27 protein-coding genes and 1 other RNA gene are annotated in these 26,754 nt (G+C 69.0%); 12 read left to right on the top strand and 16 right to left on the bottom strand.

Annotated elements, in window-relative coordinates; genetic code table 11:
* Nucleotides 1-82: 82 nt before the first annotated feature.
* Genes BLU54_RS08645 through BLU54_RS08635 form a run of 3 tightly spaced genes read left to right on the top strand, consistent with a single transcriptional unit; the run spans nt 83 to nt 2,222 of the window.
* Nucleotides 83-823, top strand: a complete 741-nt coding sequence (locus tag BLU54_RS08645) for an amino acid ABC transporter permease (RefSeq protein ID WP_091907079.1) — start codon at nt 83-85, stop codon at nt 821-823.
* Entirely contained in the window at nt 823-1,500 is a 678-nt protein-coding gene (gltK, locus tag BLU54_RS08640) for a glutamate/aspartate ABC transporter permease GltK (RefSeq protein ID WP_091907077.1), read from the top strand. Before BLU54_RS08645 ends, gltK begins: the two co-directional genes overlap by 1 nt.
* Nucleotides 1,497-2,222, top strand: coding sequence for an amino acid ABC transporter ATP-binding protein (locus tag BLU54_RS08635; protein WP_091907075.1), 726 nt, complete (start codon nt 1,497-1,499; stop codon nt 2,220-2,222). Before gltK ends, BLU54_RS08635 begins: the two co-directional genes overlap by 4 nt.
* Nucleotides 2,223-2,286: 64 nt before the next feature.
* Here BLU54_RS08635 and BLU54_RS08630 read toward each other — a convergent pair whose 3' ends face one another.
* Nucleotides 2,287-3,141 (bottom strand): class II glutamine amidotransferase, encoded by an 855-nt coding sequence (locus tag BLU54_RS08630; protein ID WP_091907073.1) that lies wholly within the window; start codon nt 3,139-3,141, stop codon nt 2,287-2,289.
* Between the two features lie 213 nt (nt 3,142-3,354).
* Between BLU54_RS08630 and pyrC the strand changes: the two genes are divergently transcribed.
* On the top strand, nt 3,355-4,428 hold the full coding sequence (pyrC, locus tag BLU54_RS08625) for a dihydroorotase (RefSeq protein ID WP_091907071.1): 1,074 nt from the start codon (nt 3,355-3,357) through the stop codon (nt 4,426-4,428).
* Between the two features lie 2 nt (nt 4,429-4,430).
* Nucleotides 4,431-5,330 carry a DUF3025 domain-containing protein gene (locus tag BLU54_RS08620; protein ID WP_170845082.1) on the top strand — a complete coding sequence of 300 codons (900 nt, stop codon included), beginning with the start codon at nt 4,431-4,433 and terminating at the stop codon, nt 5,328-5,330.
* On the opposite strand, the gene BLU54_RS08615 is transcribed toward BLU54_RS08620, so the two are convergent.
* Complete coding sequence (locus tag BLU54_RS08615) at nt 5,285-6,085, bottom strand: FadR/GntR family transcriptional regulator (protein ID WP_091907067.1); 801 nt, start codon at nt 6,083-6,085, stop codon at nt 5,285-5,287. The two genes, BLU54_RS08620 and BLU54_RS08615, sit on opposite strands and share 46 nt — an antisense overlap.
* A gap of 91 nt (nt 6,086-6,176) precedes the next feature.
* On the opposite strand from BLU54_RS08615, the gene rnpB reads away from it, so the two are divergent.
* An RNA gene (rnpB, locus tag BLU54_RS08610) (RNase P RNA component class A) lies at nt 6,177-6,573 on the top strand.
* Between the two features lie 60 nt (nt 6,574-6,633).
* Here rnpB and BLU54_RS08605 read toward each other — a convergent pair.
* Nucleotides 6,634-7,056 (bottom strand): OsmC family protein, encoded by a 423-nt coding sequence (locus tag BLU54_RS08605; RefSeq protein ID WP_091907065.1) that lies wholly within the window; start codon nt 7,054-7,056, stop codon nt 6,634-6,636.
* A gap of 955 nt (nt 7,057-8,011) precedes the next feature.
* Between BLU54_RS08605 and rplM the strand changes: the two genes are divergently transcribed.
* From rplM to erpA, 3 genes are all read left to right on the top strand, one after another.
* The gene (gene rplM, locus BLU54_RS08600) at nt 8,012-8,440 is read left to right on the top strand and encodes a 50S ribosomal protein L13 (RefSeq protein WP_091907388.1); all 429 of its coding nucleotides are present in this window, start codon (nt 8,012-8,014) and stop codon (nt 8,438-8,440) included.
* 11 nt (nt 8,441-8,451) lie between these two features.
* Nucleotides 8,452-8,844: a 30S ribosomal protein S9 gene (rpsI, locus tag BLU54_RS08595; protein WP_091907063.1), complete on the top strand. Its 393-nt coding sequence runs from the start codon at nt 8,452-8,454 to the stop codon at nt 8,842-8,844.
* A 176-nt stretch (nt 8,845-9,020) separates the two neighbouring features.
* Complete coding sequence (gene erpA, locus BLU54_RS08590) at nt 9,021-9,386, top strand: iron-sulfur cluster insertion protein ErpA (protein ID WP_091907060.1); 366 nt, start codon at nt 9,021-9,023, stop codon at nt 9,384-9,386.
* A gap of 217 nt (nt 9,387-9,603) precedes the next feature.
* On the opposite strand, the gene BLU54_RS08585 is transcribed toward erpA, so the two are convergent.
* The gene (locus BLU54_RS08585; RefSeq protein WP_235837861.1) at nt 9,604-10,725 is read right to left on the bottom strand and encodes an anhydro-N-acetylmuramic acid kinase; all 1,122 of its coding nucleotides are present in this window, start codon (nt 10,723-10,725) and stop codon (nt 9,604-9,606) included.
* 326 nt (nt 10,726-11,051) lie between these two features.
* Nucleotides 11,052-12,611 (bottom strand): M23 family metallopeptidase, encoded by a 1,560-nt coding sequence (locus BLU54_RS08575; RefSeq protein ID WP_170845081.1) that lies wholly within the window; start codon nt 12,609-12,611, stop codon nt 11,052-11,054.
* A 190-nt stretch (nt 12,612-12,801) separates the two neighbouring features.
* Here BLU54_RS08575 and tyrS point away from each other — a divergent pair, with 190 nt between their 5' ends.
* From tyrS to BLU54_RS08555, 3 genes are read left to right on the top strand one after another with little or no spacing between them, the layout of a single operon-like run.
* Nucleotides 12,802-14,067, top strand: a complete 1,266-nt coding sequence (tyrS, locus tag BLU54_RS08565; RefSeq protein WP_091907049.1) for a tyrosine--tRNA ligase — start codon at nt 12,802-12,804, stop codon at nt 14,065-14,067.
* Nucleotides 14,064-14,519: a D-aminoacyl-tRNA deacylase gene (gene dtd, locus BLU54_RS08560; protein WP_091907047.1), complete on the top strand. Its 456-nt coding sequence runs from the start codon at nt 14,064-14,066 to the stop codon at nt 14,517-14,519. The genes tyrS and dtd overlap by 4 nt, the downstream gene beginning before the upstream one ends.
* Nucleotides 14,516-15,214, top strand: coding sequence for a histidine phosphatase family protein (locus BLU54_RS08555; protein ID WP_091907045.1), 699 nt, complete (start codon nt 14,516-14,518; stop codon nt 15,212-15,214). Before dtd ends, BLU54_RS08555 begins: the two co-directional genes overlap by 4 nt.
* 268 nt (nt 15,215-15,482) lie before the next feature.
* Here the strand turns inward: BLU54_RS08555 and BLU54_RS08550 are convergent, their stop codons facing one another.
* The 11 genes from BLU54_RS08550 to murU all read right to left on the bottom strand — a co-directional run bounded on the left by BLU54_RS08550 (nt 15,483) and on the right by murU (nt 26,750).
* Nucleotides 15,483-16,415, bottom strand: coding sequence for an oxygenase MpaB family protein (locus BLU54_RS08550; protein ID WP_091907043.1), 933 nt, complete (start codon nt 16,413-16,415; stop codon nt 15,483-15,485).
* Nucleotides 16,416-16,425: 10 nt separating this feature from the next.
* Nucleotides 16,426-17,490 carry a Holliday junction branch migration DNA helicase RuvB gene (gene ruvB, locus BLU54_RS08545; protein ID WP_091907041.1) on the bottom strand — a complete coding sequence of 355 codons (1,065 nt, stop codon included), beginning with the start codon at nt 17,488-17,490 and terminating at the stop codon, nt 16,426-16,428.
* Nucleotides 17,483-18,439, bottom strand: a complete 957-nt coding sequence (locus BLU54_RS08540) for a DMT family transporter (RefSeq protein ID WP_091907386.1) — start codon at nt 18,437-18,439, stop codon at nt 17,483-17,485. The genes ruvB and BLU54_RS08540 overlap by 8 nt, the downstream gene beginning before the upstream one ends.
* Before the next feature lie 102 nt (nt 18,440-18,541).
* Nucleotides 18,542-19,120: a Holliday junction branch migration protein RuvA gene (ruvA, locus tag BLU54_RS08535; RefSeq protein WP_091907039.1), complete on the bottom strand. Its 579-nt coding sequence runs from the start codon at nt 19,118-19,120 to the stop codon at nt 18,542-18,544.
* Between the two features lie 92 nt (nt 19,121-19,212).
* Complete coding sequence (gene ruvC / locus BLU54_RS08530) at nt 19,213-19,758, bottom strand: crossover junction endodeoxyribonuclease RuvC (RefSeq protein WP_091907383.1); 546 nt, start codon at nt 19,756-19,758, stop codon at nt 19,213-19,215.
* A gap of 76 nt (nt 19,759-19,834) precedes the next feature.
* Entirely contained in the window at nt 19,835-21,418 is a 1,584-nt protein-coding gene (gene purH / locus BLU54_RS08525) for a bifunctional phosphoribosylaminoimidazolecarboxamide formyltransferase/IMP cyclohydrolase (protein ID WP_091907380.1), read from the bottom strand.
* A 160-nt stretch (nt 21,419-21,578) separates the two neighbouring features.
* Nucleotides 21,579-21,812, bottom strand: a complete 234-nt coding sequence (locus tag BLU54_RS08520; protein ID WP_091907037.1) for a Fis family transcriptional regulator — start codon at nt 21,810-21,812, stop codon at nt 21,579-21,581.
* On the bottom strand, nt 21,809-22,924 hold the full coding sequence (dusB, locus tag BLU54_RS08515; protein WP_091907035.1) for a tRNA dihydrouridine synthase DusB: 1,116 nt from the start codon (nt 22,922-22,924) through the stop codon (nt 21,809-21,811). Before dusB ends, BLU54_RS08520 begins: the two co-directional genes overlap by 4 nt.
* 205 nt (nt 22,925-23,129) lie before the next feature.
* Nucleotides 23,130-24,452: an FAD-dependent monooxygenase gene (locus BLU54_RS08510; RefSeq protein WP_091907033.1), complete on the bottom strand. Its 1,323-nt coding sequence runs from the start codon at nt 24,450-24,452 to the stop codon at nt 23,130-23,132.
* On the bottom strand, nt 24,449-25,924 hold the full coding sequence (locus BLU54_RS08505; RefSeq protein WP_091907031.1) for an aminopeptidase P N-terminal domain-containing protein: 1,476 nt from the start codon (nt 25,922-25,924) through the stop codon (nt 24,449-24,451). The genes BLU54_RS08510 and BLU54_RS08505 overlap by 4 nt, the downstream gene beginning before the upstream one ends.
* 97 nt (nt 25,925-26,021) lie before the next feature.
* A complete protein-coding gene (gene murU / locus BLU54_RS08500) occupies nt 26,022-26,750 on the bottom strand; it encodes an N-acetylmuramate alpha-1-phosphate uridylyltransferase MurU (RefSeq protein ID WP_091907378.1) in 729 nt (242 codons plus the stop codon).
* Nucleotides 26,751-26,754: the final 4 nt, after the last annotated feature.

Raw genomic sequence — 26,754 nt, 5'->3', positions numbered from 1 at the left:
CCCCGTGCCGGTCACGGGCGGTTCGCGATTATTGCTTGACGAAACGGAAGGCCCGCCTTCCGTTTTCTATATGGAGTCGTCTATGGCTTACCAATGGAACTGGGGTGTCCTGACCAGCCCCGTTTCGACCGGTGAACCGACCACCTATCTCGGCTGGCTCGCATCCGGCTTTCTCGTCACCATCGAACTGTCGCTGGCCGCCTGGATCATCGCGCTGGTCGTCGGCTCCTTCTTCGGGATACTGAGAACGCTGCCGGGCGCATTCGCGCGCGCGGTAGGAACCGTCTACGTCGCGATCTTCCGGAACATCCCGTTGATCGTGCAATTCTTCATCTGGTATCTGGTGATACCCGAAATGTTGCCGCCGGCGCTCGGCAACGGTTTCAAGCAACTGCCGCCGAACATTCAGTTCTTCTCGTCGGCCGTCGTCTGCCTGGGATTGTTCACCGGCGCGCGGGTCTGCGAGCAAGTGCGCTCGGGCATCATGTCGTTGCCGGTCGGCCAGCGTGCCGCGGGTCTGGCGCTCGGCTTCACGCTGCCGCAGACATACCGCTACATCCTGATGCCGAACGCCTACCGGGTGATCGTGCCGCCGATGACCTCGGAGTTCCTGAACGTGTTCAAGAACTCGGCGGTGGCCTCGACCATCGGTCTGCTGGAACTGTCGGCGCAGGCGCGTCAGCTCGTCGACTACACCGCGCAGGCCTATGAGTCGTTCATCGCGGTGACCATCGCGTATTTCATCATCAACGCCGTCGTCATGTTCTTCATGCGCTGGGTCGAACGCAAGACCCGGCTGCCCGGCTATATCGGAGGCAAGTGATGCATCATTTCGACTGGAGCTCGATCCCGGGCGCGATGCCGGCGCTCTGGAGCGGCTTTCTGATCACCCTGGAAATCACGGTGCTGGCGATCGTCGTCGGCATTGTGTGGGGGACGCTGCTGGCCTTGATGCGGCTGTCGCCGGTCAAGCCCCTCGTCTGGTTCGCATCGCTGTACGTCACCTTCTTCCGCTCGATTCCGCTGGTGATGGTGCTGCTGTGGTTCTTCCTGATCGTGCCGCAGTTCCTGCAGTCGGTGCTGGGCCTGTCGCCCACGATCGACATTCGGCTGGCGTCGGCAATGACGGCGTTCGCGCTGTTCGAGGCGGCGTACTACTCGGAGATCATCCGCGCCGGCGTGCAGAGCGTGTCGCGCGGACAGGTCAACGCGGCGTTCGCGCTGGGCATGAACTACGCGCAGGCGATGCGCCTGGTGATCCTGCCGCAGGCGCTGCGCGCGATGGTGCCGCTGCTGCTGACGCAGGGCGTGGTGCTGTTCCAGGACACCTCGCTGGTCTACGTGATCGGCCTCGCCGATTTCTTCCGCACCGCGACCAACGTCGGCGATCGTGACGGCACCACCGTCGAGATGATCCTGTTCGCGGGCGCCTGCTATTTCGTAATCTGCGTGCTCGCGTCGGCACTCGTCAAAAAGATGCAAAAGAGGACGGCAAGATGATTCAACTGAACAACGTTTCGAAGTGGTACGGCAGCTTCCAGGTGCTGACCGACTGCACGACCGAGGTCAAGAAGGGCGAGGTGGTCGTCGTATGCGGCCCGTCGGGTTCGGGCAAGTCGACGCTGATCAAGACCGTCAACGGTCTGGAGCCGATCCAGCAAGGCAGCATCACGATCGACGGCGTGTCGGTAACCGACCGCAAGACCAATCTGTCGAAGCTGCGCTCGCGTGTCGGCATGGTGTTCCAGCATTTCGAGCTGTTCCCGCACCTGTCGATCGTGCAGAACCTGACGCTGGCCCAGATCAAGGTGCTCGGCCGCGGCCGTGACGAGGCGACGGCCAAGGGCCTGAAGCTGCTCGATCGCGTCGGCCTGCGAGCGCATGCCGACAAGTTTCCGGGCCAGCTCTCCGGCGGCCAGCAGCAGCGCGTCGCGATCGCCCGCGCGCTGTCGATGGACCCGATCGCCATGCTGTTCGATGAACCGACCTCGGCGCTCGATCCGGAGATGATCAACGAAGTGCTCGACGTGATGGTCGAGCTGGCGCAGGAAGGCATGACGATGATGTGCGTGACCCACGAAATGGGCTTCGCGAAGAAGGTCGCGCATCGGGTGATTTTCATGGACCGCGGCTTGATCGTCGAGGACGACCGCAAGGACGCCTTCTTCGAAAATCCGAAGTCAGACCGCGCGAAAGACTTCCTCGCGAAAATCCTGCACTGAGGCGACACCGCCGGCGCGGTGCCCAGCGGGGCCCGCGCCGCCAGCGGTGAGCGGGCGCGGCGGGCTAGACGGTCGCCGTGCGCGGACGGTCGCCGCTCGGGCAGCCGGCGCGGGCGCGTTCGAGCACCGCTTCCGGCACTGGCACGATCGTCTGCCGCGCCACCTCGCCGTCGCGGAACATCAGCAGTTCGCCGGGTTCGCAGGTCGTCCAGACCTCGTCGTCGGTCAACGGCTGGGTTGCGATCACGGCCACCCGATCTTCGGGCGTGGTGTAGCGTGCAAAGTCGATCGACATGTCCGCGTCGATCAGGTGCGCGGTGGAGAAGGGCCAGCGGCGCACCAGATAATGCAGGCGCGTCGAGCAGTAGGCGAACAACGCCTGGCCGTTCGACAGCAGGAAGTTGAAAATGCCGTGGCGGCCGATTTCATTCGTCACGTCGGCCAGCGCGTCGAAGATCGCGTCGAGCGACGGTTCGGCGCCGTCGAAGCGGGCCCGCAGGCTCTCCATCAGCAGGCAGAACGCGCGTTCGCTGTCGGTCGTGCCGACCGGGCGGTAGTGGTCGCCGAGTGTTGGCGCGAAATCGTGCAGATCGCCGTTGTGCGCGAAGATCCAGTGACGGCCCCAGCATTCGCGCATGAACGGGTGGCAGTTCTCCAGCAGCGGACCGCCCTGCGTCGCGCGCCGGATGTGCGCAATGGTGTTGCGCGACTTGATCGGATAGCGCTTGACCATTTCGGCGACCGGCGAGGTGGCCGACGATTCATGATCGATGAACAGGCGGCACGCCTTGTCCTCGAAGAACGCGATACCCCAGCCGTCGGCGTGATGGTCCGTGTTGCCGCCGCGCTCCGCGAAGCCGCTGAACGAGAAGTTGACGTCGGTCGGTGCTGCGCAGTTCAGTCCGAGCAGTTGACACATGATGGTGGAGACGGTCGACGAGACCCGGTCGGTGCCGGTGCCCGGCCAGCGTGAAGCGGCGGCGTGGCCCGGCCGCATCGCGCAACGGCGCACATGAGAAAGATCCGACACCAAGCATAGCATTTTGCGATACTTACGCCGATCTCGGCGCCCCTGCCCACCACCTCGCCGTGGCGCGGGCGTCCGGCGGCCCCACATGACACCGCATTCCCCATGAACGCTACAACCGAGCAGACTTCGAATCAGGCCGCCACGCGCGAACTCACGCTGGCCCGTCCCGACGACTGGCACCTCCACCTGCGCGACGGCGCGATGCTGCAGGCGGTATTGCCGCACTCGGCCCGCCAGTTCGGCCGGGCCATCGTGATGCCGAATCTGAAACCGCCGGTGACGACGACCGAGCAGGCCGCCGCCTATCGGCAGCGCATCCTGGCCGCGTTGCCGGCCGGTAGCCGCTTCGAGCCGTTGATGACGCTCTACCTGACCGACAACACCAGCGCCGACGAGATCCGCCGGGCCTGCGATGCCGGTTTCGTGCACGGCGTGAAGCTGTATCCGGCGGGCGCGACGACCAACTCGGACGCCGGCGTGACCGATCTCGCGAAGTGCGACGCGGCACTCGCCGAGATGGAGGCGCGTGGCCTGCCGCTGCTGCTGCACGGCGAAGTCACCGATGCCGCGGTCGACGTGTTCGATCGCGAGGAAGCCTTCATCGAGCGCGTGCTGATCCCGCTGCGCGCGCGCCGGCCCGGCCTCAAGGTGGTGTTCGAGCACATCACCACGCGTCAGGCGGCGCAGTACGTCAGCGAGGCGGGCGGTGCGCCGATCGGTGCGACGATCACCGCGCACCACCTGCTGTATAACCGCAACGCCATCTTCACCGGTGGCCTGCGGCCGCACTATTACTGCCTGCCGGTCTTGAAGCGCGAGGTGCATCGGCAGGCGCTGGTGGCCGCGGCGACCTCGGGCAACCCCCGTTTCTTCCTCGGCACGGACAGCGCGCCGCACGCGAAGGGTCTGAAGGAGCACGCGTGCGGTTGCGCCGGCTGCTATACCGCGCTGCACGCGGTCGAACTGTACGCGCAGGCTTTCGACGAGGCCGGCGCACTCGACCGCCTGGAAGGCTTCGCCAGCTTTCACGGCGCCGATTTCTACGGCTTGCCGCGCAGCGCGGAAACCATCACGTTGAAACGTGAAGCGTGGACCGTGCCGGCCGAGTTCGACGCGGCGGGCACGCCGATCGTGCCGCTGGGCGGTGGCGAGGCGCTGGCCTGGCGGCTGGGCTGATTGTGCGCGGCGCGGCGGGTGCCGAGCAACGGCAGGCCGCCGCCCTGGCGGCGGCGCTCGACGCGATCGACTGGCACGATCCCGCCTTGCGCGTTCATCAGGCGCGTGCCAGCGTCTGGCGTGACAGCTTGCGTGACGGCGCGGCGGGCTGGTTCGCCTGCCTCAATGCCGCGGCCGTGCAAGCCGGCCTCCGCACCGCGACGTCCTGCCCATTGCGCTTCGTTCCGCAAGCCGCGTTGCCGCCCGGGCGCGCCTACGAAGCCCATATCGCGGCGACCGGCGAGGTGCCGACCCGGCTCAATCTGCACGACACCTTCGGCGCGCTGGCCTGGTTCCTCTGGCCGCGCAGCAAGGCAGCGATGAATGCCGCGCAGGCCAGCGCGATCGCGAATGCAGCCGCTGCGACCGCTGCGAGCGCGTCGCGTGGCAGCCTGCGCGACGCCTTGACCCTGCTCGACGAGAACGGCTTGGTATTCGCGCATGCGGACGATGACGCGCGCGCGGCACTGGCCGGGCATGACTGGTCCCGTCTGTTCGCCGCGGGCAGCGAGTGGTGGCAGACGCGCATCGCGGTCTTCGTGGTCGGACATGCGCTGATGGAAAAGCGCGTCGCGCCGTACAAAGCGCTGACCGCGCACGCGGCGGCGCTTGCCATGCCGTCAGCCTTCTTCGCGTTACCGCTCGAACGGCAGCAGCGTGTGGTGGACTGCGCGTTGGCCGACGCGATTGGTGGCACGCCCGGCGGCGCGACCGGTGGCATGACCGGTGGCACGCGCATCGCCAGGCCGCGCGACCTGTTGCCGTTGCCGGTCAGCGGCATGCCCGGCTGGTGGCCGGACAACGATGAGGCCGGTTTTTACGACGATGTGACGGTGTTTCGGCCACTGCGCCGCGCCGATTGATCGGCGCGCGACGGGTCCGACTGCGGCACCGCCGGAACGCCGCGCGGCGCCGGTGCGGCGTCGGCACGCAGGTCGGTGCGCGCATCGAGTTCCGCAAGCGTCGGCGCGAACATCGCGCGGACGGCGCGCTCGGCCCATTCCGGGTCACGTGCGGCGATCGCCTGCACGACGGCGGCGTGCGACGCGTAATCCGGTTCACGCAGGCCGACTGACAGGGTCTCGGCAATCGACTGCTCGATGTGTGCGGAAAGAATGCGATACGTCTCGATCAGCACGCGGTTCTGCGAAGCGTCCACGATCGCGGCGTGGAACGCGTAGTCGCGTTCGACCAGCAAGCGCACGTCGGCTTCGCTCGTCGGCGCGCCACAGTCCAACGCAAGCAACCGCTTGCGGATGGTTTCGAGATGCGCGGGTGCATGGCGCACCGCCGCCAGCCGGGCCGCTTCGACATCCAGCGCGCAACGGACTTCGTACTGGTCGCGCAGGCTCGCGCGACGTATCGCGTCGAGGCTGGGCGCCACGTCGAAGCGGGCGCGCACATAGGTGCCAGAGCCCTGCCGCACCTCCAGCATGCCGTTGGTGACCAGCGCGCGTACCGCCTCGCGCACCGTGCCGCGGCTCACCTGCAGCTCCGTGGCCAGTTCGGCCTCGACCGGCAGGCGCTGCCCGATGCGCCAGCGTCCGCCGGTGATGTGTTCACGCAGCGCGCGGGCGGCCCGGTCGGACAGCAATTGTCTTGGGATGGTGTGAGTCATCGCGGAGAACGTCGTCGGTTTATTGGTATGTGGTCGTTCAGTCTGGTACGACGGTGCGCGCTGCACCGGGGTGCTACACTTGCGTCCGCGTAGAGTTGGTCAGACAGTCGCCGCCGCGTTTCGCGGGGGAGGAAAGTCCGGACTCCACAGGGCAGGGTGATGGCTAACGGCCATCCGTGGCAACACGAGGAACAGGGCAACAGAGAACAGACCGCCGATGGCCCGCTGGCGCAAGCCGGCGGGATCAGGTAAGGGTGAAACGGTGCGGTAAGAGCGCACCGCGGGTCGCGGCGACGCGCCTGGCACGGTAACCTCCACCCGGAGCAATTCCAAATAGGCAGACACGCCATCCTCGCGATGGCAGGGCGGGGCCCCCGTCGCGTCTGCGGGTAGGAAGCTCGAGCATGCCAGCAATGGTACGCCTAGACGAATGACTGTCACGTGCGGCAACGCATGCACAGAATCCGGCTTATCGACCGGCTCCACGCACTCCATTCATACACGCGATTTGTATCTGCCGTTCGCGCGCTTGCCCAAACGCGCCGCGCTCAGGCTTCGACGATTTCAAAGTCGTGCGTCAGTTCGGCGGTCTTCGCAACCATGATCGACGCCGAACAATACTTTTCGTGGGACAGCTTGATCGCGCGCTCGACCTGCTCGGGTTTCAGGCCGCGGCCGCTCACGACGAAGTGGAAGTGCACCTTCGTGAAGACCTTCGGATCGCTGTCCGCCCGTTCGGCGCGCAACTGCACTTCGCAGCCACGCACGTCCTGCCGGCCCCGTTTCAGGATCAGCACCACGTCATAGGCGGTGCAACCGCCGGTGCCGAGCAGCACCATTTCCATCGGCCGCGGCGCGAGATTGCGGCCGCCGCCGTCCGGTGCGCCATCCATTGCGACGAGATGGCCGCTGCCAGTCTCGGCAATGAAGCTCATGCCGTCGACGCCACCCCATTTCACCGTGCATTCCATCGCTTCGCTCCATTGATTTTCACCGCTCGCAGACCGGCGCTGCGACGAACCGCCACAGCCGACAACGCTGTGATGCCCGCGCCGGCCTTGCTGTGAGCGCCGTGCTCAGCCCCGAGGCACGGCGCGGCGTGCCCCGGCCGTAAAAACCCCGTGCCCGCGCGGACTCGCATTCTAGATCGACTCGCCGATAGGCGCCGGCCGCTGCCAGTTCCCGCCGCTGCGCTGACCGGTGAGCGCCAGTGGCAGCCAGTGCCAGCCCTTCCGGGTGCTGTTCGACAACGAGCGGCGCCGCCTTTCGGATGACACGCCACGCCTGATCAGCTTTAGCTGAATTTTTCATATTGTGAGCACGTTTTTTACGATACGAACTCTCTTGCGGTGCATGCGGGCATACCCTATAATCGAGCCATCGACGACGCATTGCATGCAGTGCCTCGTCTCCGCTGTCTCCTCCACCTCTCCTTGGTGGATTCAACCCGGTCTATTGGATCGGGTTTTTTTTTGCCCGCCCGCCAGCGCCGGCCGATTTCGACAGGCATTCGTCCCGGCTTGCCGTATCGGATGCGCCCGTCGCGCCAGCGGTTCATCGGCGCAAGCGCCGGGTGAGCGGGTGCGATCTCGCACACGACGCGCTGCCTTGCATGCCGAGGCCCCGGGAGCGCGCGCAACCCGCACCGCGTCCGCCCGCGGCACTAGGAACGTGCCCCTTCGAACGTGCCCCTTCCAACGCGAATTTTGACAGCAGGCGCCAGGCCTGCTATGCTCGCGTGTTCTTCCGCTACCAGCCCGACGGGAGAGGCATTACGTTCGCGCCACGACAATGGCATCGGACGAGCCGGACGGCACGCTCTTCGAGCAGGCCACGGCTCTATTCCGACAGCAGTTGCACCTGCGGACTCAACCGGCCGACATCTGCCTGCCGGATCAAAATCGGGCTAATACTTTGGATTCGATCATGAAGACTTTTTCCGCCAAGGCCGAGACGGTCGAGCGCGAATGGTACGTGATTGACGCGACGGACAAGGTTCTCGGCCGTGTCGCCAGCGAAGTGGCACGGCGCCTTCGCGGCAAACACAAGCCTGAGTTCACCCCGCACGTCGACACGGGCGATTACATCATCATCGTCAATGCGGGCAAGCTCCGCGTCACGGGCAACAAGGCGAACGACAAGAAGTACTTCCGCCATTCGGGCTACCCGGGCGGCATCTACGAAACGACGTTCGGCAAGATGCAGGAACGCTTTCCGGGCCGTGCACTCGAGAAGGCGGTCAAGGGCATGCTCCCGAAGGGTCCGCTCGGCTACGCGATGATCAAGAAGCTCAAGGTCTACGCTGAAGAGACGCATCCGCATACGGCACAACAGCCGAAAGCGCTCGAGATCTGAGGGAACCCATCATGATCGGAAATTGGAACTATGGCACCGGCCGTCGCAAGAGCGCGGTCGCACGTGTCTTCGTGAAGGCTGGCAGCGGCAACATCGTTGTCAACGGCAAGCCCATCAGCGACTACTTCTCGCGTGAGACGTCGCTGATGATGGTGCGTCAGCCGCTGGAACTGACCAACCACGCGTCGACGTTCGACATCAAGGTCAACGTGTCGGGCGGCGGTGAAACCGGGCAGGCCGGCGCAGTGCGCCACGGCATCACCCGGGCACTGATCGAGTACGACAACACGCTGAAGGCCGGTCTGTCGCAAGCCGGCTTCGTGACCCGTGACGCGCGTGAAGTCGAGCGTAAGAAGGTCGGCTTTCACAAGGCCCGTCGCCGGAAGCAGTTCTCGAAGCGTTAATCGCTTCGTTCGCCAGGACGGTCACCGTCCTGGCGGGCAGTGCAAACGCCACCGCGTTCGGCGCGGTGGCGTTTTCTTTTGGGCGTTCGCTTAAAGCCCTATCGGCAACGTGACTTCCTCCAGCCCCTCGGCGGGAAGCCTACAATGTCAGGTGTGTCTAGAAGGGGTCCAATTTCATGAATGCTGTCAGCGAATCCGTTGCTACCGAGATGCCGTTGCCGCTCGTCTTCACGGACAGCGCGGCCGACAAGGTCAAGCAGTTGATCGACGAAGAGGGCAATCCTGAGCTCAAGCTGCGCGTTTTTGTGCAGGGCGGCGGCTGCTCGGGCTTCCAATACGGTTTCACGTTCGACGAAGAGGTCAACGAGGACGATACCGTGATGGACAAGAACGGCGTCAGCCTGCTGATCGACTCGATGAGCTACCAATACCTGGTCGGCGCCGAGATCGACTACAAGGATGATCTGAACGGCGCGCAGTTCGTCATCAAGAATCCGAATGCGACGACCACCTGCGGGTGCGGCTCGTCCTTCTCCGTCTGATCCGTCCGGCCACATCGGACACGCGATCGATCGAAGCGGCCCGCTGGGCCGCTTTTTCTTTTCCGCCGCTGCTTCTCGAACCGGCCACGCCTGGCACCGGGCGTCGCTCCGCCGTAGTCCCGGCTGCTATGCCTCGCTGCTGTGCGTCACTGCCACGCCGTCCGCACAAGGTTCACCGCGCGCCGTGCCGTCGCCTTGGCGATCGGAGTAGCCAGGCTCAGGCCGGGTAGAGCGCGCCGAGGATGCGCGGGCCGGCCGCGCCGGTGACCGACGGCAGGTTCGCCGGCTGCCGCGACGTGAAACGTTCCGCCAGCCATGCGAATGCGAAGGCCTCGACCCAGAGCGGGTCCAGACCAAGCGCGGCGGTCGACCAGACCGCGATATTGCGTCCCTGGCGTTGCTGCAACGCGGCCTCGATGGCGCAGCTGAGGACGCCATTCAGCGCGCCGCCGCCGCACAGATAAAGCGTGTCGCACGACGGTGCGTGCTGGGCCACCGCTTCGGCAATGGTCTGCGCGGTCAGGGCGGTCAGCGTTGCCTGCACATCGGCGGGCGCCAGGCCCGGACAACGTGCCAGGCGGCTCGCCAGCCAGGCGTCGTTGAACAGGTCGCGGCCGGTGCTCTTCGGCGGCGGCAGGCGGAAGTACGGCTCGTCCAGGCAGGCTTCCAGCAGCGCCGCAACCACTTGACCCTCGGCCGCGAATTGTCCGTCGACGTCGAACGGCTGGCCACGGTGGCGTTGCGTCCAACTGTCGAGGAAGACATTGCCCGGGCCGGTGTCGAAGCCGGTGGTCGCCGTCGCGTCCAGCACTGTCAGGTTCGCGATGCCGCCGATATTGCACAGTGCCCGCGTCGCGCCCTCGGCACCAAAAAGCGCGCGATGAAAGGCCGGCACCAACGGTGCGCCCTGGCCGCCGGCGGCAATGTCGCGGCTGCGGAAATCCGCAACCACATCGATGCCGCAGCGCTCCGCCAGGGCGGCGGGCGCGCCGAGTTGGCGCGTGTAGCCGCGCTCGGGTCGATGCCGCACGGTCTGCCCGTGCGCCCCGATCGCACGCACTTGCCGCGCATCCACCGCGGCGCTGGCCAACAGTGCCGCGACGCAGTCACCATACAGGTCAGCGAGCGCGATGCCGGCGCGCGCCTCGCGATCGATCTCGTCGTCGCCTGGCTGCTGCAGCGCGAACAACGCATCGCGCAGCGGCGCGGGCATCGGCAGGCTCGCGGTGGCGAGCAGGCGCATGCCACTGGCCGACAGGTCGACCAGCACGCCGTCGACACCGTCCATGCTGGTGCCGGACATCAGGCCGATATAGAGGGTGGACGAACGGTCTGACATGCGATTGGCTTTCCTGGCGGCGTGGAGGAGGCCGGTCATTCTAACGCCAGCCGGGCAGGCGCTGGCTCGCCATGGCGGGGTGGCGCGAGAAATCCAGCCGACCGGAAGCGGCGCCCGCCAAGCGTGCGTTCGCGCCGGCGGCGGCGATGGCCTGGCGAAGGCCCGGCGACGGTCCAGCGATGGTCCAGCGACGGTCCAGCGATGGCACGGCGATGGCACGGCGATGGCACGGCAAGAGGCCGCCACCTTGCGACCGCGGCGAAGACGCCGCGACCCGCGCCAAGTCCTCTGGCGCGACCGCGTCACCGTCCACGCGCCACCGAAAATCAACTCCGGGCCTTGCGGGGTGTGTCCGCCACCGCGAGCAGGCCTGCCCTCGCGAGCCAGGGTCGGCTGCTACGACGGAAAGCCGCCATGCGCCGCGCGTCGAGCACATCGGCGCCACGCGCGGCAACGCGGCTTGGCGGCACCGCGCGGCCATGCTCGCGGACTTCGTAATGCACATGGTTGCCGGTCGCAACGCCGCTGCGGCCGACGTAGCCAAGCACCGTGCCCTGGTCGAGCCGCGCGCCGGCGCGCAGACCGCTGACCGTGTCGCGCAGGTGGGCGTACACGGTCTGGATGCCGCCGCCATGGTCGACGATGACCGTTCGGCCATAGCCGTTCTGCGTGCCGACGAACGTCACGCGGCCGGTGGCCGTGGCATGGATCGGCGACCCGGCGGGCGCGGCGAAGTCGGTCCCGTCATGATGTCGCCGGGTACCGCGCCGGGGATCGAGCCGCCAACCAAAGCGCGAACTGACGCGGCCGACCTTGACCGGCGCGGCAAGGAAGCGGCGGCCCAGCAGCCGACCATTGGCGTCGCAGTAGCGCGCGGTGTCGCGACCTGTCGCGACGGCGGCAGCCGCCGCAGGCGCGTCACAGCGGATCGCGATGCGTCGCCGGCCGTGGGTCTCCACGGCGGCAACGAGCAGTCTGCCGGCGCCGGTACGACGTCCGCGATGCGCTGTCGTCTCGAACACCACATGGAACCGGGCATCGGCGGCGGGCAGGCGGCGCAGGTCGAAGGTGTCGCCGAACGCACGCGGCAGTTGCGCGGCCACGGTCGGCGGCACGCCCGCCGCTTCGAGCGCCGTGAAGACGCTGCCGCGCCGCAGGCGGCCGGCGCGCGCTTCGATGTCGACGTGGCTCTTGGACGGCACGCGCTCGAAACGATAGCGCGCGCTGCCCGTGCGCAGGATTCGCCACGACACGCCTGCGTGCGCGCCGGCTTCCTGGCGGTCCAGAGACAGGCGCAACAGGCGCCCGCCGTGGTCTACTTGAGCATGCACCTCGTCGCCGGCTCGAAGCGCGCGCCAGACCTCGGCGTGCCGCGCGCGCGCCAGCGCGAGCTTCAGGCCCGGCGCCGTGACGTCCATCCGCTTGAGCAGATGGCCAAGGCGCTCGCCGGAGCGGGCCGTGCCGACGACCGCGAAGCTATCCGCCGGCGCTGCCGGCGCGGTGCGGCCGCGTCCCCGCGCGCGTGCCGCGCGCTGCCGGAGCGGCGCCTCGGCCGCGACGGCATGGCCGACCGCATGGCCGACCGCATGGCCGACCGCATGGCCGACCGCATGGCCGACCGCATGGCCGACCGCGTGGCCGCGCGGCGCGGGCAGCAGGGCGGGCGGCGGTGGCGACAGTGGCAGTGTCTGCGGTGGCGGCGATAGCGGCGGTAGTGGCGGTAGCGGCGGTAGTGGCGCGTAAGCAGCGGCGACCGCCGCCGTCGCGAGCGTCAGCCCGGTCGCGACCATGGCCGGCCGTTGCCACATGCGGCGAGCGCGTGGCCCCTCGCGCGGCCGCGCGCCGGCCCGCTGCGCCGCGCTTGCCACCGTTGCGTGGCGTCGCATCGCCACTCCGATCCGTCGACGCAGCCGCCGCACCGCTGCGTCGATCCGGCCTGAAAAACGCTCTTGCCACCGGCACATCACGTAAAATCCGCTTTCTCGCTGGTCACACCGCGCCGCTGCTCGCGTGCGGCATGGTGCAGACTAGCCGCGATGCCATCTTTCCTTCCATCAGCCGATTCCGAAAACGTCCATGAATAGCGAAGTCACGCCGCAAGTCCCGCAACCGACCTCGACCGGCACGAGCTATCCGATCACGGACGAGGTTCGGCATGCGCTGGCCGTGACCAAGCGCGGTTGCGACGAATTGCTGGTCGAGGCGGAGTTCGCGCAGAAGCTAGCCAAGAGCGCGGCCACCGGCGTGCCGCTGCGCATCAAGCTGGGCCTCGATCCGACCGCGCCGGACATTCACGTCGGGCACACGGTGGTGCTCAACAAGATGCGCCAGTTGCAGGACCTCGGGCATACGGTGATCTTCCTGATCGGCGACTTCACCTCGCTGATCGGCGACCCGTCCGGACGCAACGCGACGCGCCCGCCGCTCACGCGCGAGCAGATCGAGCACAACGCGAAGACCTATTTCGAACAGGCGGCGCTGGTGCTGGACCGCGAGAAAACGGAGATTCGCTACAACAGCGAGTGGTCGATGAAGCTGGGCGCGGACGGCCTGATCCGCCTCGCTTCGCACGCGACGGTCGCCCGCATGCTCGAGCGCGACGATTTCACGAAGCGGTTCTCCAACGGCGTGCCGATCTCGATCCACGAGTTTCTCTATCCGCTGATGCAGGGCTACGACTCGGTCGCGCTGCACGCGGACCTGGAGCTGGGCGGCACCGATCAGAAGTTCAACCTGCTGATGGGCCGGGAACTGCAGAAGCAATACGGCCAGCCGCAGCAGTGCGTGCTGACCATGCCGCTGCTGGAGGGCCTGGACGGCGTCGAGAAGATGTCCAAGTCGAAGGCCAACTACATTGGCATCGCGGACCGGCCGGCCGACATGTTCGGCAAGGTGATGAGCATCTCGGACACGCTGATGTGGCGCTACTACGAACTGCTGTCCTTCGAGTCGGAAGCCGCCATCGCGGGCTACCGACAGGCCACCGGGAGCGGCGCCAATCCGCGTGACTACAAGGTGCGGCTGGCGCAGGAACTGGTCACGCGCTTCCATTCGCGCGCGGCAGCCGAACATGCGCTGGAGGAATTCAACCTGCGCGCGCGGGGCGGCGTGCCCGACGACATCCCGAGCGTCACGCTCAACGGTGCGCCGCTCGGCATCGCCCAGTTGCTCAAGGGCGCGCAACTCGTGCCGTCGACGTCGGAGGCGAACCGCAACATCGAGCAGGGCGGCGTGAAGATCGACGGCACCGTGATCAGCGACAAGGCACTGAAGATCGAGGCCGGCGAGTACGTCGTTCAGGTCGGCAAGCGCCGCTTCGCGCGCGTCACGCTGAGCGCATGATCGGCCTTTTGCAGCGGGTCGGTCACGCGCAGGTCCGCGTCGGCGGCGAGACCGTCGGCCAGATTGGCCAGGGCCTGCTGGTGCTGGTCTGCGCGCAGCGCGACGACGCCGACGCCTCACCGGCCCGGCTGCTCGACAAACTGCTGGCGCTGCGGGTTTTCTCCGACGCGCAGGGCAAGATGAACCGGCCGCTGCGCGACATCGACGGCGCCGGCACACCCGGCGGTCTGCTGCTGGTGCCGCAGTTCACGCTGGCCGCCGACACGCGCTCCGGCACGCGCCCGAGCTTCAGCGGCGCGGCACCGCCCGAGCGTGGCCGGCAACTGTTCGACACGCTGGTCGCCCAGGCTCGCGCCGCGCACCCCGAGGTGGCGACCGGCCGCTTCGGCGCGGACATGCAGGTTGCCCTCGTCAACGACGGACCCGTCACTTTCTGGTTGGAGACCAAATGAACAGCAAGCCGTCCGCGTCCGACCGCGCGACCATCGTGCTGGTCCGCCACGGCGAGACCGACTGGAACCGCATCAAGCGGATCCAGGGGCAGCTCGACATCCCGCTGTCGGCGCTGGGCCGTCAACAGGCCGAGGAACTGGCGCGCCGCTTCGGCGCCGACGCCGCGCCGCTGCCAGGCGTCAGTGGTCCGATCGTGGCCGTCTACTCGAGCGATCTGAGTCGCGCCAGTGCGACGGCCGCGCCGCTCGCCGCGGCACTGGGCCTGCCGGTCCATACGACGCCCGAGTTGCGCGAACGCAATTACGGTGCGTTCCAGGGGGGCGATGCGGACAGCATCGCCGCGCAGTACCCGGAGGACTTCGCGCGCTGGCGCGCTCGCGATCCGGCGTTCGCGCCGATCGACGGCGAATCGCAGCATGCGTTCTCGCAGCGCATCGTCGCGGCGCTCGACCGCCTGGCTGGACTGCATGCCGGGCACGCCATCGTCTGCGTCGCGCACGGCGGCGTGCTTGACTGCGCGTACCGGCATGCGAGCGGCATGCCGCTGGACGCGGAACGCACCCATCTGTTGCTCAATACCAGTGTGAACGTACTCGACTGGGACGTGCGGCAACCGCGCGTGGTGGCCTGGGCCGATGTGGCGCATCTCGGCGACCTGCGTACCGAGGACGATTCGCTGCGCCGCTTCAGCTGAGGTCAAGCGTCCGGCCGGGTCAGGCGCATACGATACAGCGGCGCTCCGGCGCTCCGGCGCGGGGGCTCGGGACGTTCGCGGTCGGCAGCGCGCTTCATGGCGATGCGGGCCGTAACGGTGCCTGTCGTCCGCACGGCGCGCAACCAGCGGCGGTCGCGCGGCATGCGGCGCCCGTCCACTCGAGTGCATGCCGACCTCGAGCCGCGTTCAAGCCGCGCTCCAGCCGCGCTCCAGCCACGCTCCAGCCGCGCCCGGACCGGGCTCAGGCTTAGGCCGGCGAGGCGGGGCGAGCCGGATCGTCGGCCGGCTTTGCGCCCCCCGCAACGCGGGCCCGCGCGCGGCGCGAGATGCCCTGGATCAGTGCCCAGCGCATGATCCGGCCAATCGCCCGGACGCCGGGCCGCACTACCGCGGCCCTGAGACGCGCGCCGCGCGACAGCCCGAGCATCGTCTGCCCCCATGCGGGCAACAGGTCGACGCCCGCGTTCAGAATCAGCCGGCTGACCGGCCAGGCGAGCCGCGATGGCGGCGGCGCCGACATCACAACGCGCACCACCTCGGCGGCGCGGGCGTCGGCCAGCAGGTGGGGACGCATCGCATCCAGATAGGCGCGCACGGCGGCAACGGAGCGCGGCACGTCGGTCGCGCCCAGCCGTTCGGCGAGGGTCGCGGTTTCGGCGTAGTAGCGGTCCTGGTCGGCGGGCGACAGCGTCGGGTCGACGTAGCGCAGATAGGCGGCGAGGAAGCTGCTGGTCTCCGCCACGTGCACCCAGCACAGCAGCGCAGGGTCGTCGGCCGCGTATGGCCGTCCGTCCGGTGCAACGCCGACCACTCGCTGATGGATCCGCTTGACGGTGTCGATCAGCGCCAGCGCATCCGCGCGTGCCGCGAAGGTGGTGCCGGCGACGAAGGTCGCGGTACCGGCGAGGCGTCCGGCCAGATCCTCGCGGAAGCGGGAGTGGTCCCACACGCCGGCCATGGCGAGCGGATGCAGCGCCTGCATCAGGAGTGCCGTGATGCCGCCGGTGAGCATCGACGCGAAGTCCGCGTGCACGCGCCAGCAGACCGCGTCGGGTCCGAACAGCCCCGGGTCGCCGGGCGGCTGGCTGTAGTCGATACGGGTTCGGGAATCGTGCGTCAGGCGCGTCACCGCCGCGGCGATGCGCCGGCGCAGGGGTTCGGTCAGGACGTTGCCGGGCACTGCCGCACGCTCACTCGGAAGCCGACGCGTCCCAGAGATCGCGCACGGGGGCGCGCTCCGGCGACGCGATGCCGAAATGCCGGTAGGCCTGCAGCGTCGCGATACGGCCGCGCGGCGTGCGTTGCAGATAGCCTTGCTGGATCAGGAAAGGCTCGATCACGTCCTCGATCGTGTCGCGTTCCTCGCCGATCGCGGCGGCGAGGTTGTCGAGGCCGACCGGGCCGCCGTCGAACTTCTCCAGCACCGCTTCCAGCAGCTTGCGGTCCATCAGGTCGAAGCCGGCCGGATCGACGTCCAGCAGGCTCAGCGCGGCGTCGGCCACCTGGCCGGTGATGCGGCCGTCGGCCTTCACTTCCGCGTAGTCCCGGACCCGCCGCAGCAGACGGTTCGCGATTCGCGGCGTGCCGCGCGCGCGCCGCGCGATCTCGAGCGCGCCGTCCTCGCCGATCGACGCGCCCAGCAGGCCGCTGGAGCGCGCGACGATGCGCGCCAGTTCGTCGGCGGTATAGAACTCCAGCCGCGCGACGATGCCGAAACGGTCGCGCAGCGGGTTGGTCAGCATGCCCGCCCGCGTCGTCGCGCCGACCAGCGTGAACGGCTGCAGGTCCAGCTTGACGCTGCGCGCCGCCGGTCCTTCGCCGATCATGATGTCGATCTGGTAGTCCTCGAGCGCCGGATACAGGATTTCCTCGACGACCGGCGAGAGCCGGTGGATCTCGTCGATGAACAGCACGTCGTTGGCTTCGAGGTTGGTCAGCAGCGCCGCGAGATCGCCCGGTCGCTCCAGCACCGGGCCCGAGGTCTGGCGCAGGTTGACACCCATTTCACGCGCGATGATGTGCGCGAGCGTCGTCTTGCCGAGGCCGGGCGGCCCAAACAGCAGGACGTGGTCGAGCGCCTCGCGCCGGCGCGAGGCCGCCTGCACGAAGATCTCGAGCTGCTCGCGGACCTTGGTCTGGCCGACGTAGTCGTCCAATTGCCGGGGCCGCAGGGCGCGCTCGAACACCTCCTCGTTGCGCGTGACCGGGGTCGCGGCGACGAGCCGGTCGCCCGCCAGTTTTTCTGTCTCAATCATGCCCCGATTGTACGCCGACCGCGGCGCGATCCGGCACCCGCCGGACGGCTGTCGACGGGCGCGCCGGTGCCGCGTAGCGCCGCGCCAGCGCGACACAGGCCACCACCAGCAGCGTGGCGCCGAGCAGCGCCGGTTCGATGCGTTCGCCCAGCAGCAGCGCGGCCAGCGCGAGCCCCATGAACGGCTGCAGCAACTGCAGCTGGCCGATGCTGGCGACGCCGCCCAATGCCAGCGCGCGATACCAGAACACGAAGCCGATCAGCATGCTGAACAGCGACACGTAGCCGAGCGCGGCCCAACCGGACCAGGTCACCGACGCTAGGTGGGCCGGCCACAGCCAGACCGCCAGCACGACGGCGAACGGCAGCGACAGCACCAGCGCCCAGCAGATCACCTGCCAGCCGCCGAGCCGGCGCGACAGGCGGCCGCCTTCCGCGTAGCCGAGCCCGCAGACGACGATTGCCAGCAGCATCAGGCCGTCGCCCTGCGGCGAAAGCGTCGCGCCGGCGCGCAGGATGTAGGCCGCGATCACCGCCGCGCCGGCCAGCGAGCCGATCCAGAACAGCGGACGGGGACGGTCATGGGCGCGCAGCACGCCGAAGATCGCGGTCATCACCGGCAGCAGGCCGGTGAAGACGATCGCATGCGCGGAGTCGACATAGCGCAGCGCAAGGGCTGTGCACAGTGGAAAGCCGAGCACGCAGCCGAGCGCGGTGACCGCCAGCCCCGGCACGTCGGCGCGTTGCGGCAGCGGCGTGCGATTCACGCGCAGCAGCAGCAAGGCCAGCACGCCGGCGATCGCGGCGCGGGCCGCGCTCAGGAAGAAGGGATCGAGCGACGCGACGGCGATGCGGGTCGCCGGCAGCGAGGCGCTGAAGATCGCAATGCCGAGCAGGCCGTTCCACCAAGCGCTGCCGGCCGATCGAGTGGAGGGGCGGTCGGTCGTCATGGCCCCGATCGTGCGCCGCATCGGCGCACGGTGCCATGCATGCACATGGCGCGGCGGCGCCGGACTGTCACGGTCGGCCGACCGGTGCAGTCGCGCCGCCTGTCAGCCCTTGGACAGCAGCTTCAGCGCGATCTTGATGCCCTCGCTGACACCGCAGCCGGGCGGCAGCGCCTTGATCGCGTTGAGTGCTTCCTTTTCCGAGTAGCCAAGGGCGAGCAGGGCATTGACCACGTCGGTGGCGTGTTCGGATGTGGAGGCGGCGCCCGCGCTGCCGAGCTCGGCGCCAAGCCGGCCCTTCAGTTCGAGCAGCAGCCGCTCGGCGGTCTTCTTGCCGATGCCCGGCACCCGGGTCAGCCGCGCCGCGTCCTGCAGTGTGACCGCCTGCGCCAGCTCGCCGACGCTCATGCCGGACAGCACGGCCAGCGCCATCCGCGCGCCGACGCCCGTGATCTTCAGCAACTCGCGGAAAGCGGTGCGTTCGTCCGCGCTCAGAAAGCCGAACAGCAGGTGCGCGTCTTCCCTCACGATCTGCTGGGTCAGCAGGATCACGCGCTCGCCGGTGTGCGGCAGGTTGTAGAAGGTGCTCATCGGCACGTCGACTTCGTAGCCGACGCCGGCGCAGTCGACCAGCAGGCGCGGCGGATTCTTTTCAAGCAGGATGCCGGCGATTCGACCGATCATGGCGAGAGGAAGCGGGTTGAGGGGAGAAATGCGTTCGGTAGGAAGGCTGTCGGACCGGCAGCCGGCGGCGCTGGACGTGGCCCGTCGACAGGTCAGCCGATCAGCCGGCCACGCCGGACCCGCACCGCGCGGCGCGCCGCCAGCGGGCCAGCCGCCTCGCCAAGCGCACCCAGCATGGTACCGCCGTGGGCATGACAGATCGCCACGCCCAACGCGTCGGCGGCATCGGTGCTGGGCATGCCGTTCAGGCGCAGCAGACGCGTGACCATCGCCTGCACCTGCTCCTTGCCGGCGCGGCCGGTGCCGACCACGGCCTGCTTGAGCTGCATCGGCGTGTATTCGCTGATCGGAATCTCGGCGCTGACCAGCGCACACAGCGCCGCGCCGCGCGCCTGGCCGAGCAGCAGTGTCGACTGCGGATTGACGTTGACGAACACCTGCTCGATCGCCGCCATGTCGGGCCGGTGTTCGTCGAGCAGCGTGCGGATGCCGCGGTACAACACGCCGAGCCGGGTCGGCAGGTCGCCGTCGCCGCTGCGGATCACGCCGCTCGCGACGTAGGCGAGCTGCTGGCCCTGCTTGTCGATCACGCCAAAGCCGGTGACGCGCAGGCCCGGATCGATGCCGATGATGCGCACCGGCGCGGCGACGGCGCTGGGGCTCGGGCTTGGGTTCAGGCGCATAGCCTCACCGTTCGCACGCGAGGCCGCGTGCTCAATGCCGGAAGTGGCGGGTGCCGGTCAGCACCATCGCGACGTTGCGCTCGTCCGCCGCTTCGATCACCTCGGCGTCGCGCATCGAGCCGCCCGGCTGGATCACGCACGACGCGCCGGCGTCGATGACGACGTCCAGGCCGTCGCGGAACGGGAAGAACGCGTCGGAGGCAACCGCCGAACCGGTCAGCGACAGGTTCGCCTGTGCCGCCTTGATCGCCGCGATGCGGGCCGAATCGACCCGGCTCATCTGGCCGGCGCCGACGCCCAGCGTCATGCCGCCGCCGCAGAACACGATCGCGTTCGACTTCACGAATTTCGCGACGCGCCAGGCGAACAGCAGGTCGTCCATTTCCTTGGGCGTCGGATGGCGGCGGGTGACCACGCGCAGCTCGTGCGGCAGGACATTCTTCGCGTCCGGGCTCTGCACCAGGAGGCCGCCGCCGATGCGCTTCAGGTCGAAGCCGTGCGCTTCGGCGCCCAGCGGGATCTCCAGCAGGCGGACGTTCTGCTTGCCGGCGAAGACGGCGCGCGCAGCGTCGCTGAAGGCCGGGGCGATCAGCACCTCGACGAACTGGCGGGCCACGGCCTGCGCGCCCGCTTCGTCGAGTTCGCTGTTGAACGCGATGATGCCGCCGAACGCGGAGGTCGAATCGGTCTGGAAGGCCTTCTCGTAGGCTTCCAGCGGCGTGGCGCCCTGCGCGACGCCGCATGGGTTCGCATGCTTGATGATCACGCAGGCGGCCGCGTTGGCGCCCGCGTCGCGCGGGAACGTCTTCACGCACTCCCAGGCGGCGTCGGCGTCGGCCAGGTTGTTGTACGACAGTTCCTTGCCCTGCAGTTGGCGGTAGTTGGCGAGCGCGCCGGCCGGCGCGGCCAGATCGCGGTAGAACGCCGCGCTCTGGTGCGGATTCTCGCCGTAGCGCAGGTCCTGCACCTTGTCGAAGGCCAGGTTCAGGGTTGCCGGGTAGGCGCTGCGCTGGCCGTGGTCGAGCGTGTCGCCGAGGCTGGTCAGGTAATTGGTGATCGCGCCGTCGTACTGCGCGGTATGGGCGAACACCTTGCTGGCGAGGCGGAAGTTGGTCGCGTACGACACGGTGCGCGCGTTCGCGCGCAGCTCGTCGAGCACCGGCTGGTAGTCGCTCGGGTCGACCACGACCGTGACGTCGCGGTGATTCTTCGCGGCCGAGCGCAGCATCGTCGGGCCGCCGATGTCGATGTTCTCGATCGCCTCGGCCAGCGTGCAGTCGTCGCGCGCGATGGTCTCGCGGAACGGATACAGGTTGACCACCAGCAGGTCGATGGTCGGAATGTCGTGCTCGGCCAGCGCGGCCATGTGCGCGGGCAGGTCGCGCCGCGCCAGGATGCCGCCATGCACCTTGGGATGCAGCGTCTTCACGCGTCCGTCGAGCATTTCCGGGAAGCCGGTGTAATCGGCCACTTCGGTGACCGGCAGGCCCGCCTCGGCCAGCAGTTTCGCCGTGCCGCCGGTCGACAGCAGCTTGATGCCGAGTGCGTCGAGTTCACGGGCGAAATCGACGACGCCGGTCTTGTCGGAAACGGAAAGAAGCGCTTGCTTGATCATGATGAGGAAATCGCGACGCAATGGCGGACCGGACGGGCAGGAGGCCGGGCGGTCCGAGGAAAGTCGATGAAGGGCCGATGACGGGCGAGGGGACGGCGTGCGGTGCGGACAGCCTGGCCGGCGCTTGCCGGCCCGGGCCGGCAAGCGCGCCGTGACCGTTTTACAGCAGTTGATGCTGCTGAAGCTTCTTGCGCAAGGTGTTGCGGTTGATGCCCAGGAATTCCGCCGCGAGCGACTGGTTGCCCTCGGCGCGCTGCAGGACGGTCTCCAGCATCGGCTTCTCGACGCAGGAGATGATCATCTCGTAGATGTCGTGCGGCGCCGACCCGCCCAGGTCGCGGAAATACGCGTCCAGGCTGTCGCGCACGCATTGTTCGATGTGGTTCTTGCTCATGCCGCTAGTCGGTCGGTTGAACAGTTCTCGTCGTCGGCGACGGGGGCGGGCGCATGGGGTTCGCCCGCTTCGTCGCCGTCGCCCGCCGCGTAGATCAGGCGATCGGACAGCGCTCTCTGTTCGTCGAAGAACTGGTTGACGGCAGCCAACTGCTCGCGCGTGCTGTCGAGCGTGTTGAGCCGGTGCCGAAAGGCCTGGCTGCCGGCGAGAGCGCGAGTGTACCAGCCGATATGCTTGCGCGCAGTGCGAACCCCGGTGAATTCGCCATAGAACGCATAATGATCGGCCAGGTGATGATTCATGATCGCCTGGATCTCCGCGACTTCCGGCGCGGGCAGACGTTCGCCGGTGCGCAGGAAATGGTCGATCTCGCGAAACAGCCAGGGGCGGCCCTGCGCGGCGCGGCCGATCATCAATGCGTCCGCGCCGGTGGCCGCGAGTACCACGCGTGCCTTCTCCGGGGAATCGATGTCGCCGTTGGCCACCACCGGGATGCCTACCGACTGCTTGACCGCCGCGATCGTCTCGTATTCCGCCTCGCCCTTGTACAGATCGGCGCGCGTGCGTCCGTGCACGGTCAGCATTGCGATGCCGGCGGACTCCGCCAGGCGCGCGACGCGAACCGCATTGCGGTTCGCGCGGTCCCAGCCAGTCCGGATCTTCAGCGTCACCGGCACCGCGTCGGGGCCGGTGCCGACCGCGGCCACCACCGCCTCGACGATGCGGACCACCAGCGGCTCGTTCTGCAGCAGCGCCGAGCCGGCCGCCACGTTGCAGACCTTCTTGGCCGGGCAGCCCATGTTGATGTCGATGATCTGCGCGCCGTTCGCGACGTTGTGCCGGGCCGCCTCGGCCATCATCGCGGGATCGGCGCCGGCGATCTGCACCGCGATCGGCGCGACCTCGCCGTCATGATTGGCGCGGCGCAGCGTCTTGTCGCTGCGCCACAGCTGGGCATTGGACGCGACCATCTCCGACACCGCGTAGCCGGCGCCGAGCGTCTTGCACAACTGGCGGAAGGGCCGGTCCGTGACACCGGCCATCGGTGCAACGAACAGGCCATTGCGCAACGAATGCGGGCCGATACGGGGCGGGGGCGGGGACAGCGACATCGGAAGATCGGTGTGACGTAACGGCCTGCAAGGCCGGAGCGGCGGCTGCCGAGCGCGGCGCGCTGACGGGCCGGTCGGAACGGGCGGAAGATCAGCATTCTAGCCCTTTTACGCGGGGGTAGACCGCGCCGCGCGGCCTGGCGGTGCGCGGTCGTTGCTTTAGATCAACGCCCGGGCCCGGCCGCCGCCGTCGGTCTGGCCCGGCTCAACGGCGTGCGCCGAAGATCATCTGCCGCACGAAGGCGGTCTTGGCGCCCGGCAGCACGTCCAGCGCCTGCAGGCCGAGGCCGCGCAGGACCGCAACCGGGCCGGCGCTGTCGAGGAAGCCGCGGGCCAGCCAATCGGTCAGCGAGGACGTCAGGCCGCGATCGACGCGGCGCCGGCGCGCCAGGTCGGCAAGCGCCTCGGGCGTCGCGCCGAGATGGGCCAGCGCGTCGGCCAGCGTGCGGGCGTCGCGCAGCCCGAGATTCAGCCCCTGGCCGGCCACCGGGTGCAGAATCTGCGCGGCGTTGCCGATCGCCGCGACGCGCCGGTCGCGCAGCACGTCGCCGATCTGCATGCCAAGCGCAAAGCTCGCCCGTCCTTCGATCGACGTGAAGCGGCCCAGCGCGCCGAACGGGCCGCCGAACGCGTCGGCGAGCTCGGTGAGCAGCGTCGCGTCGTCGCTGGCGAGACGGCGCGCGGTCACGTCGGGCGCCGCGCACCAGACCAATGCATAGTCCGCGGCGGGTGCGCCGCTGTGCTCGAACGGCAGCAGCGCCAGCGGTCCGCTGCCGGTGAAGCGTTCGAACGCCACGCCGTGCGCCGGGCGCGAGCAGTTCACCCGCGCGATCAGCGCGGTCTGCTGGTAATCTCGACGCGTTGGGCCACGCGTGGGGCCATGCGCCGGGCGGTGCGCCGGCACGCCGCCCGGCGCGTCGCCGTCGCCGGATGCCGCATCCGCTCCGGTGTCCTGCCTGAACACGCCGCCTTCGGCGCTGACCAGGACGCGCCCGCGCAGCGACGGCGCGGCCGGCTGCTGAATGGCGGGTGCGGCGAGTGCGGCGGTCGGGGCCAGCGGCACGGTCACGCCCGCATCGTCCTGCCGGTAGGCAAGCGCGCGCATGCCGTCGAACCGCGTCACGTTCGCGCCCTGCGCGACCAGCCGGTCGAGGCCGTCGGCCAGCGCCGCGGCCAGCGTGCCGTAACGCACCACGTGGCCGAGTGCGTCGAGACCGTGGCGTTCGCGCTCGATCACCGTGCGGCCGAAGTGGCCCTGCTGACTGACCTGGATCCGCGTGATCGGCGTCGTCTCGCGTGGCCAGCCGAGCGGCGCGAGCAGCCCGCGGCTGCCCTCGGACAGCGCCAGCACGCGCGGGTCCTGCTGCGCTTCGGCCCGCGGGCGTGCATCGATCAGTGCCACCGACAGCGGCCGGGTCGCGCCCCGCTGCGCGAGCCAGCCGCACAGCGCCAGCCCGACCGGTCCCGCGCCGACGACGATCACGTCGAAGTCGTCGGCGCCATTATCTTGCAACGGCGCGCGGCTCATTGCCCGTCCCTCATCAGCGCTTCGATCTCGTCGCACGCGACCGGCACGTCGCGGGTCAGCAGCGCGCAGCCGTCGGCCGTGACCAGCGCGTCGTCCTCGATGCGGATGCCGATGTCGTGGAAGGCGGCGGGCACGTCGTCGGCGGCGCGCACGTACAGCCCGGGCTCGATGGTCAGCACCATGCCCGGCTGCAGCGTGCGCGACGCACGCGGTCCGGTCGTGCCTTCCTCCGGACGCGGCGGGTCGCGATAATCGCCGCAGTCGTGCACGTCCAGGCCCAGCCAGTGACCGGTGCGGTGCATGTAGAAGCGGGCATAGGCGCGCGCGGCGATCACGTCGTCGAGCGTGCCGTGGCGGTCGGCATCGAGCAGCCCCGTGTCGAGCATGCCTTGCGCGAGCACCCGCACGGCGGCCTGGTGCGCGTCGTCGAAGCGGGCACCGGGCCGGGTCGCGGCGATCGCCGCGCGTTGCGCGGCCAGCACGATCTCGTACAGCGCGCGCTGCGGCCCCGAGAAGCGTCCATTGGCCGGGAAGGTTCGCGAAATGTCGCCAGCGTAGCCGTCGATTTCGCAACCGGCGTCGATCAGCACCAGATCGCCGTCGCGCAGGATCGCGTTGCCGGCCGGATAGTGCAGGATGCAAGCGTTCGCGCCGGTCGCGACGATGGACGTGTAGGCCGGTGCCTGGGCACCGTGGCGGCGGAACGTATGCAGCAACTCGGCTTCGAGTTCGTACTCGCGCATGCCGACGCGGCACGCCTGCATCGCCCGGCGATGGCCCAGCGCGGAAATCCGGCCGGCGCCACGCATCAGCGCGATCTCGTCGTCGTCCTTCACGACCCGCAACGCGTCGAGCAGTGGCGTCAGGTCGCGAACCGTTTCCGGCGCGACCGGCTCGCGCCGCGCGCGCAGGCGCGCCAGCCAGTCGTTGACGCAACTGGCCGTGGCCTTCGCGGCGAACGGCAGCCAGACCGTGCGCGCCTGTGCGAGCACGTCGAGCACGCGGCTGTCGCGCGCTTCGTTCGGCCAGGCGGCATCCAGTCCGAACGCCTCGCGCGCGCCGTCGGGGCCGAAGCGCAGGCCCTCCCAGATCTCATGCTGCGGGTCGCGCGCGCGGCAGAACAGGGTCGCGCGCGGCCGCGCGAGCGCGGCTTGTTCCCCGTCTGCGCCGGGTGCCGCGCGGTCGGGCGCGCGCAGCGTGCCGTCGCTGTCGATCAACAGCAGGGTGTCCGGTTCGTCGAAACCGCACAGATAGTGGAAGTAGCTGTCCTGCCGGTAGGGATAGTCGCTGTCGCGGTTGCGCATCACGACCGGCGCGGCCGCGATGATCGCGACGCCTCCGCCGGCGGCCCGCATCGCGTCGACCAGGGCCGCGCGCCGCGCCGCATAGCGCGCTGGCGGCACGGCCGCGTAGACGTGTGCATCGCTGGCTGACAGGGCCGCGTCGGCGGCGAGGGTCGGGTCCGAAGTCATGGCTGTCCGTACGTAAGGTGCGGGGGCGGGTTTACTGACGAAGCGGGGCACGAAGCAAGCGGCACCGGACCCTGGCCGAAGCCGGGCGCCTGGCGCCTCAGGCGTCCGGCCGGTCCGGCGAACTGGGACGCGCGGCCCGCAGCGCACGATCCAGTTCGGCCAGCTGCGCCGGCGTGCCGACGTTTTCCCAGCGTCCCGAATACCGTTCGCCGCTCGCGCGGCCGGCGTCGATGGCGGCCCGGTAGAGCGGCGTCATCGGCAGGCGCTCGCCGTCGGCGATGCCGTCGAACAAACGCAGATCGTACACGCCGATGTTCCCGAACGTCAGCCGCGCGCCGCCCGTCAGCGTCAAACGGTCACCTTCCAGCGCGAAGTCGCCGTCCGGATGAAACGGCGGATTCGGCACCATCACCAGATGCATCGCCGCCGGCGCGCCCTGGCGGGCGGCGGCCTCCAGGGCCGCGATGCGCGGTGCGAGCGCACGGTAATCGTAGTCGCTGTAGACATCGCCGCTGACCGCGACGAGCACCGTCGAACCGTCGGCCTCCAGCAGCGCGCGGGCGTGTGCGACGCCGCCAGCGGTTTCCAGTCCGACCTGCTCGGCCGAGTAATGGAGCGTGACGCCAAAGCGGCTGCCGTCGCCCAGCGCGGCCTCGAAGCGCTCGCCCAGCCACGCGTGGTTGATGACGATGCGCCGCAGGCCGGCGCGCGCCAGCGCCTCGATCTGCCAGACGATCAACGGCTTGCCGCCGGCTTCGAGCAGGGGTTTCGGGCAGTGGTCGGTCAACGGACGCATCCGCTCGCCGCGTCCGGCGGCGAAGATCATGGCA

It is taken from the genome of Chitinasiproducens palmae, assembly GCF_900095735.1.
Classification (GTDB): Bacteria; Pseudomonadota; Gammaproteobacteria; order Burkholderiales; family Burkholderiaceae; genus Chitinasiproducens; species Chitinasiproducens palmae.
Note: the sequence above shows the minus strand (reverse complement) of the source record. Positions and strands in the feature narration are given on the sequence as shown.

Bases quoted from the DNA above. Each gene is read 5' to 3' on its own strand.
- BLU54_RS08645 (WP_091907079.1), top strand. From the start codon at position 83: ATGGCTTACCAATGGAACTGGGGTGTCCTGACCAGCCCCGTTTCGACC.
- gltK (WP_091907077.1), top strand. From the start codon at position 823: ATGCATCATTTCGACTGGAGCTCGATCCCGGGCGCGATGCCGGCGCTC.
- BLU54_RS08635 (WP_091907075.1), top strand. From the start codon at position 1,497: ATGATTCAACTGAACAACGTTTCGAAGTGGTACGGCAGCTTCCAGGTG.
- BLU54_RS08630 (WP_091907073.1), bottom strand. From the start codon at position 3,141: ATGTGTCAACTGCTCGGACTGAACTGCGCAGCACCGACCGACGTCAAC.
- pyrC (WP_091907071.1), top strand. From the start codon at position 3,355: ATGAACGCTACAACCGAGCAGACTTCGAATCAGGCCGCCACGCGCGAA.
- BLU54_RS08615 (WP_091907067.1), bottom strand. From the start codon at position 6,085: ATGACTCACACCATCCCAAGACAATTGCTGTCCGACCGGGCCGCCCGC.
- BLU54_RS08605 (WP_091907065.1), bottom strand. From the start codon at position 7,056: ATGGAATGCACGGTGAAATGGGGTGGCGTCGACGGCATGAGCTTCATT.
- rplM (WP_091907388.1), top strand. From the start codon at position 8,012: ATGAAGACTTTTTCCGCCAAGGCCGAGACGGTCGAGCGCGAATGGTAC.
- rpsI (WP_091907063.1), top strand. From the start codon at position 8,452: ATGATCGGAAATTGGAACTATGGCACCGGCCGTCGCAAGAGCGCGGTC.
- erpA (WP_091907060.1), top strand. From the start codon at position 9,021: ATGAATGCTGTCAGCGAATCCGTTGCTACCGAGATGCCGTTGCCGCTC.
- BLU54_RS08585 (WP_235837861.1), bottom strand. From the start codon at position 10,725: ATGTCAGACCGTTCGTCCACCCTCTATATCGGCCTGATGTCCGGCACC.
- BLU54_RS08575 (WP_170845081.1), bottom strand. From the start codon at position 12,611: ATGCGACGCCACGCAACGGTGGCAAGCGCGGCGCAGCGGGCCGGCGCG.
- tyrS (WP_091907049.1), top strand. From the start codon at position 12,802: ATGAATAGCGAAGTCACGCCGCAAGTCCCGCAACCGACCTCGACCGGC.
- dtd (WP_091907047.1), top strand. From the start codon at position 14,064: ATGATCGGCCTTTTGCAGCGGGTCGGTCACGCGCAGGTCCGCGTCGGC.
- BLU54_RS08555 (WP_091907045.1), top strand. From the start codon at position 14,516: ATGAACAGCAAGCCGTCCGCGTCCGACCGCGCGACCATCGTGCTGGTC.
- ruvB (WP_091907041.1), bottom strand. From the start codon at position 17,490: ATGATTGAGACAGAAAAACTGGCGGGCGACCGGCTCGTCGCCGCGACC.
- BLU54_RS08540 (WP_091907386.1), bottom strand. From the start codon at position 18,439: ATGACGACCGACCGCCCCTCCACTCGATCGGCCGGCAGCGCTTGGTGG.
- ruvA (WP_091907039.1), bottom strand. From the start codon at position 19,120: ATGATCGGTCGAATCGCCGGCATCCTGCTTGAAAAGAATCCGCCGCGC.
- purH (WP_091907380.1), bottom strand. From the start codon at position 21,418: ATGATCAAGCAAGCGCTTCTTTCCGTTTCCGACAAGACCGGCGTCGTC.
- BLU54_RS08520 (WP_091907037.1), bottom strand. From the start codon at position 21,812: ATGAGCAAGAACCACATCGAACAATGCGTGCGCGACAGCCTGGACGCG.
- dusB (WP_091907035.1), bottom strand. From the start codon at position 22,924: ATGTCGCTGTCCCCGCCCCCGCCCCGTATCGGCCCGCATTCGTTGCGC.
- BLU54_RS08510 (WP_091907033.1), bottom strand. From the start codon at position 24,452: ATGAGCCGCGCGCCGTTGCAAGATAATGGCGCCGACGACTTCGACGTG.
- BLU54_RS08505 (WP_091907031.1), bottom strand. From the start codon at position 25,924: ATGACTTCGGACCCGACCCTCGCCGCCGACGCGGCCCTGTCAGCCAGC.
- murU (WP_091907378.1), bottom strand. From the start codon at position 26,750: ATGATCTTCGCCGCCGGACGCGGCGAGCGGATGCGTCCGTTGACCGAC.